4 protein-coding genes are annotated in these 6,642 nt (G+C 50.9%); all 4 read left to right on the top strand.

What is annotated here, in order from left to right; translation table 11 throughout:
- Positions 1-1,103 precede the first annotated feature (1,103 nt).
- The 4 genes from E6C74_RS17040 to E6C74_RS17025 all read left to right on the top strand — a co-directional run bounded on the left by E6C74_RS17040 (position 1,104) and on the right by E6C74_RS17025 (position 6,559).
- On the top strand, positions 1,104-2,819 hold the full coding sequence (locus tag E6C74_RS17040; RefSeq protein WP_136487253.1) for an ABC transporter ATP-binding protein: 1,716 nt from the start codon (positions 1,104-1,106) through the stop codon (positions 2,817-2,819).
- A 92-nt stretch (positions 2,820-2,911) separates the two neighbouring features.
- Positions 2,912-4,468 (top strand): ABC transporter substrate-binding protein, encoded by a 1,557-nt coding sequence (locus tag E6C74_RS17035; protein ID WP_136487252.1) that lies wholly within the window; start codon positions 2,912-2,914, stop codon positions 4,466-4,468.
- A 172-nt stretch (positions 4,469-4,640) separates the two neighbouring features.
- Positions 4,641-5,618: an ABC transporter permease gene (locus E6C74_RS17030; protein ID WP_136487251.1), complete on the top strand. Its 978-nt coding sequence runs from the start codon at positions 4,641-4,643 to the stop codon at positions 5,616-5,618.
- A gap of 2 nt (positions 5,619-5,620) precedes the next feature.
- Entirely contained in the window at positions 5,621-6,559 is a 939-nt protein-coding gene (locus tag E6C74_RS17025) for an ABC transporter permease (protein WP_136487250.1), read from the top strand.
- Positions 6,560-6,642: the final 83 nt, after the last annotated feature.

Here is a 6,642-nt window from a genome sequence, read left to right as displayed (position 1 = left end):
CTAGCATCGAGGGTCGTGGGCTGGAGCGCCAGTCCGATCGAATCCCTCTTCACCGACCACCATTTAAAGCCTCGTCAGTAATGACGGGGCTTTTTCGTCTGAGTAATGCAGGGAGAATGCCCCTAGCATCGCGGGTCGTGGGCTGGAGCGCCAGTCCGATCGAATCCCTCTTCGCCGACTATCATTTAAAGCCTCGTCAGTAATGACGGGGCTTTGTCGTTTCAGGCCCTAGGATCCGAGGAGCTAGGGCCTGGTTCCCTGAGCTTCGGATAATCTATCAATCGCTTGTACTGTTTTTAGGCTTGATTCTGTCCCTGTTGCCTAAGACACTCTGCCAGAACCTAGAACCTAGAACCTAGAACCTAGAACCTAGAACCTAGAACCTAGAACCTAGAACCTAGAACCTAGAACCTAGAACCTAGAACCTAGAACCTTTATTGCCCTCTCTCACCATTTGTGTGCGTACTATCACTTTTTTTATTTTTATGCGGATTGGTGCGCAATTCCTCTTCTAGTCTTTAAACAGACGTTTTGCACGTGAACAATTTATCTGCTCAGTGTCCGTTTGGATCTGAGTTGAGTTAGCTCACAAAAATGATAAGTTTAATGTTCTGCATAATTTTACATTATTGGGTTTAATTGCTGGTTAATGGCTGAATGTCTGGTTTTTATGGTTTAGGTAATGGATTTCATGTGAGATTGTTTCTTTATTGTTAATGGGCGTCTTGACTTGACACTTGCTAAAATATGCATCTGCTCGTTTTTTACAATATCCGTAATATTTGCGCTATATCAGTGTTTAACGCTATGAGTTTGAGTTAATCTACCGAATGTGGCGAAACATCGGACCACACTAATATCTAGTTTTAGTGCATATAAATTCGATTATGCTGCTTTAAAGTGGTGCGTTATCGATTTTTTATCCTTTTAATGTTGCTTTTGTGTGAAGTTTTCGCCATATTGATGGCCTTATAAATTGCCAGAATATTATACTGGTTTGAATGGATTCACTTGGGCATGCGTTGGTCGACCGCTGATGGTATCGATCGCCGCGGGCCGCAGACAGGGCAGAAAACTGCCGCAGCAGTAGAGGTCTGGTTTAGATGTCACTTTTAGAAGTAAAAAACCTTCGTATTGAATATCCGTCACGCCACGGTGTGCATGCAGCGGTTAAATCGTTGTCTTTCAGCATTGAGCGCGGCGAGATTGTCGGCGTAGTCGGTGAGTCCGGTGCCGGTAAATCGACAGTGGGTAACGCGATTATTGATTTGCTGAGTCCTCCGGGCACGATAGCCGGCGGTGAAGTCTTCCTGGATGGCGAGAAAATCTCTGGCCTGTCTCCGGAAAAAATGCGTGCCGTGCGCGGGTCTAAAATTGGCTTTATCTTCCAGGACCCGATGACCTCTCTCAATCCGCTGTTCACCGTAGAGCAGCAACTGAAAGAGACCATTCATGCCAACATGAAGGTCAGTGATGATGAAGCCTACCAGCGCGCATTATCATTGATGAAGCAGGTCGGTATTCCGCAACCGGAAAACCGTCTCAAACAATATCCGCACCAATTCTCCGGTGGTATGCGTCAGCGTGTCGTGATTGCTATCGCTCTGGCGGGCGAACCGGATTTGATCATTGCCGATGAACCGACCACGGCCCTGGATGTGTCCATTCAGGACCAGATCCTGAGTCTGATCCGCGAGCTGTGCATTAAAAATAATGTCGGCTGTATGCTGGTGACCCACGACATGGGCGTGGTGTCCAACGTGACTGATCGTGTCGCGGTGATGTACCGCGGCGATCTGGTTGAATTCGGTCCGACGGCGAAAGTACTGGGTGATCCGGATCATCCGTATACCCGCAGCCTGATTTCCGCAGTACCGCGCTCCGACATCAAACTGGATCGCTTCCCGCTGGTCACTTATATCGAAGATGCCGCTGAGCACAAAACGCTGGATATTAAGAATCACTGGCTGGGACAGAGTCAGGATCAGCGTGAGTACACCGGCCCGCTGCTCAATGTGGAAAACGTCAGTCTGCGCTTTGTGACCAAAGATTCACTGTTTGAAAGTCGCCGCGAGTACGTGCAGGCTTCCAATAATGTCAGCTTCGAGGTGCAGGAAGGAGAGACTTTCGGCCTGGTGGGCGAGTCTGGTTCGGGTAAATCGACCATTGCCCGGGTGATTGCCGGTTTGTACCAGCCGAATGAAGGTCGGGTGACGTTTGAAGGTCTTGATCTGACGGCGATGAAGTCAGAGAAAGAGCGCCGTCCGGTGCGTCGCCAGATGCAGATGGTGTTCCAGAACCCTTATACGTCAATGAACCCGCGTATGAAGGTTTTCGACATTATTGCCGAGCCGATCCGCTTCCATAAACTGACCAGTGGGGAAGGGGAAACCCGCCAAATCGTCAATGACCTGCTCGATTATGTTGGCCTGGGTAAAATGGCCGGGGTGAAGTATCCGCATGAATTTTCCGGTGGTCAGCGTCAGCGTATTTCGATTGCGCGCGCGCTGGCTACCCGCCCGCGCCTGCTGATCTGTGATGAGCCGACTTCGGCACTGGACGTTTCCGTTCAGGCGCAAATCCTTAACCTGCTGAAAGATTTGCAGGATGAATTAAGCCTGACCATGATGTTCATCAGTCATGACTTGCCGGTGATTCGTCAGATGTGTGATCGGGTCGGGGTAATGAAAATGGGTACCTTGCTGGAAGTGGCGCCGACCGAGCAACTGTTCACCTCGCCGCAGCATGAGTACAGCCAGCAACTGATTTCTTTGATGCCGGAGTTTACCGGCTTGAGAGACGGTGTAAGCGCGGCCTAGCCGCACAGATTGCCGGCCTTCCGGGGCCGGGTTTTGAAACAGAAGCAAATACAACAACTAGGGATTTGGATTCCCGCATAAGGAGTTATGCAATGAAAACCATGAAAAGCAAACTTGCAGTGGCTTTAATGGCAGCTGGCCTCAGCTTTGCCGCCAGCGCGGCTGATATTACAGTGGCTTACGACGCTGATCCGGTATCACTGGACCCGCATGAACAACTGTCAGGTGGTACGCTGCAACTGTCTCACATGGTGTTTGATCCGTTGGTTCGCTACACTCAGGATCTGGACTTTGAACCCCGTCTGGCGAGCAGCTGGGAACGTCTGGATGACAAAACCGTGCGTTTCCACCTGCGTGAAGGGGTGAAATTCCACTCCGGTAATATGATGACAGCCGACGATGTGGTGTGGACGTTTGACCGTCTGCAAAGCTCGCCGGATTTCAAAGCGATTTTTGAACCATATGAGAAAATGGTCAAAGTTGACGACTACACGGTTGACCTGGTATCGAAGGGCGCTTACCCGCTGGTACTGCAAACCGCGACCTACATTTTCCCGATGGACAGCAAGTTCTATTCAGGCAAGACTGAAGACGGCAAAGATAAGAGTGAAGTGGTGAAACACGGTAACTCGTTTGCGTCTACCCACCTTTCCGGTACCGGACCTTTTATCGTAACGCAACGTGAACAGGGCGTAAAAGTCGAATTCGAACGTTTCAAAGACTACTGGGACAAAGATTCGAAAGGTAATGTTGACCATCTGACTCTGGTGCCTATCAAAGAAGATGCGACCCGTGTTGCGGCTCTGCTGTCCGGCGATGTGGATATGATTGCGCCGGTTGCGCCGAATGACCACAAACGTGTCGAAGAAGCCAAAGGTGTCGATCTGGTAACATTGCCAGGTACCCGCATTATTACGCTGCAAATGAACCAGTCGAGCAATGAAGCGCTGAAAGATGTGCGCGTGCGTCAGGCGATTGTTTACGCCATCAATAATCAGGGTATCGTGGACAAAATCATGAAAGGTTTTGCAACGGCTGCCGGCCAGCAGAGCCCGCAAGGCTATGCTGGCTACAATCCTGAACTGGTGCCGCGTTATGACCTGAACAAAGCCAAAGAGCTGATGAAGGAAGCGGGTTATGAGAAGGGCTTTAACCTGACCATGATCGCGCCGAATAACCGCTATGTGAATGATGCTAAAGTGGCTCAGGCTGCAGCGGCAATGCTGTCGAAGATCGGCATCAAAGTTGATCTGAAAACCATGCCAAAAGCGCAGTACTGGCCTGAGTTTGATAAATGTGCGGCAGACATGCTGATGATCGGCTGGCACGCGGATACCGAGGATTCAGCCAACTTCTCTGAATTCCTGACCATGACCCGTAACGAAGAGAGCGGTAAAGGTCAGTACAACTGTGGTCACTACTCAAACCCTGAAGTCGATAAACTGGTGGAAGCGTCAAACGTCGAAACCGATCCGGCTAAACGTGCACAGATGCTGCAGCAGGTAGAAACGACCCTGTACAACGATGCCGCGTTCGTTCCTCTGCACTGGCAGAACCTGGCCTGGGGGGCGAAATCAACGCTGGACGTCAAACCAATCGTTAACCCGATGGAGTTCCCATACTTCGGTGACCTGGTGGTCAAAGAGTAAGTTGCGCATTAACTGGTAACAGGAGCCTCCGTAACCCGGTTGCGGGGGCTTTTCTCACCTTAGGTCATTAATCTTGTTTCAGTCGGGTTAGTGACTGTTTTAAAGGCTGAATAGGGTCCATCGCAGGGCATTAACCCGGATGGATTTAGCATGGAAAGTTAAGGGGCAAGGAATGTTTTCGTTTCTGGTCAAGCGCCTGTTTCAGGCACTGATAGTGATGTTTGTGATCAGTTTGGTGGCGTTTGCCATTCAGGATAACCTGGGCGACCCGCTGCGCGAGCTTGTCGGTCAGTCGGTTTCAGAGACGGAGCGCCAGGCGCTGCGTGATGAACTGGGCCTCAACGATCCCTTCGTCACTAAATACACCCGTTTTGTCACTGCCGCGGTGCAGGGCGACCTGGGTACCTCCTATTTCTTCAAGCGTCCTGCGGTTGAAGTGATTCTCGACAAACTGGTCGCGACACTGGAACTGGTGTTCGGTGCCTCGCTGATCATTATTGTCTGTTCCATTCCGCTTGGGGTGTATTCAGCGATACATCCGAAAAGCGTGTTTACCAAGCTGGTCATGGCCGGCAGTAGTATTGGTATTTCGATCCCGGTGTTTCTGACCGCGATTATGCTGATGTATGTGTTCTCGATTGAGCTTGGCTGGCTGCCATCCTATGGCCGCGGTGAAACCGCAAACTGGCTCGGCTGGGAGTCGGGGTTCTTTACCCTTGATGGTCTCGCGCACCTTATCCTGCCTTGTGTCTCGCTGGCCTCTATCATGCTGCCACTGTTTATCCGTCTGGTACGGGCTGAGATGCTCGAAGTGCTCAGCTCGGAGTACATTAAGTTTGCCAAGGCGAAGGGCCTGGCGATGAACAAGATTTATTACCAGCATGCGCTGAAAAACACCATGCTGCCGGTGCTGACCGTCGGTGGTGTGCAGATCGGGACTATGGTGGCCTACACCATTCTGACCGAGACGGTGTTCCAGTGGCCGGGTACCGGCTTTTTGTTCCTTGAGGCGATTAACCGGGTGGATACGCCGCTTATCACGGCGTACGTGATTTTTGTCGGCCTGATTTTCGTCGTGACCAATACCATCGTGGATCTGATGTATGGTCTGATCAACCCAACCGTTAACCTGACCGGAAAAGGAGCATAATCATGAGCCAGGTAGTCGCAGCTCCTTCACGCTGGGAGCGTTTTAAGCAGTCCGATTTTCTTTACTATTTCCTGCGTGACAAAGTGGCGATGGTCAGCTTTGTTATCTTTATGGTGGTGCTGGTCACGTCACTGGTGTCCCCGTTGATTGCCCCGAGCAACCCGTATGATTTAACGTCAATCGATATTATGGATTCGGAGTTACCGCCATCCTGGCTGGATGGCGGCGATGAGCGCTTCCTGCTCGGCACCGATAACCAGGGGCGCGATATTTTATCGACCATTTTGTATGGCTCCCGCTTGTCACTGACGATCGGCTTTCTTGCCGTTGCCTTGCAGCTGCTTTTTGGCATCGTGATCGGCCTGTCAGCCGGTTATTTCGGTGGCCGTATCGACAGCTTCCTGATGCGCTTTGCGGATGTGCAGCTGTCGTTTTCGACCATGATGGTCGCTATCATTGTATCGGCCATCTTTAAAGCCAGCTTTGGCAGCGAGTTCTACAGTGAATACGCGGTTTTGATGCTGGTGGTGATCATCGGTGTGGCGGAATGGCCGCAATATGCGCGTACCATTCGTGCCTCGGTGCTGGCTGAGAAGAAAAAAGAGTATGTTGAAGCGGCGCGGGTGATGGGCTTTAAATCACTGCGTATCATGTTCCGTCATATTCTGCCGAACTGTCTGTCGCCGATTCTGGTGATCTCAACCGTGCAGGTAGCGAATGCCATCATGTCGGAGGCGGCACTTTCTTTCCTCGGTCTGGGTTTGCCGGTGGACCAGCCATCACTGGGCTCACTGATCAGTATCGGTTTTAACTACATTTTCTCCGGCTCGTGGTGGATTACCATTTTCCCAGGTCTGGTGCTGGTTACCCTGGTGTTGGTGATTAACCTGCTGGGCGACTGGTTACGCGATGTGTTTAACCCGAAAATCTACAAAGGTTGAGCGGAGTCGATTGATTTTGTTCGAATAATATACCTAAACTAAGAGCCGTAAGTGATTGCGGCTCTTTTTTTGCATCTGTAATC

The organism is Vibrio sp. H11 (genome assembly GCF_004804295.1).
Lineage (GTDB): Bacteria > Pseudomonadota > Gammaproteobacteria > Enterobacterales > Vibrionaceae > Vibrio > Vibrio ostreae.
This window is presented reverse-complemented; position numbering and strand designations above follow the sequence as displayed.

Excerpts from the sequence above, each read along its gene's own strand:
- E6C74_RS17040 (WP_136487253.1), top strand. The coding sequence starts at position 1,104 with ATGTCACTTTTAGAAGTAAAAAACCTTCGTATTGAATATCCGTCACGC.
- E6C74_RS17035 (WP_136487252.1), top strand. The coding sequence starts at position 2,912 with ATGAAAACCATGAAAAGCAAACTTGCAGTGGCTTTAATGGCAGCTGGC.
- E6C74_RS17030 (WP_136487251.1), top strand. The coding sequence starts at position 4,641 with ATGTTTTCGTTTCTGGTCAAGCGCCTGTTTCAGGCACTGATAGTGATG.
- E6C74_RS17025 (WP_136487250.1), top strand. The coding sequence starts at position 5,621 with ATGAGCCAGGTAGTCGCAGCTCCTTCACGCTGGGAGCGTTTTAAGCAG.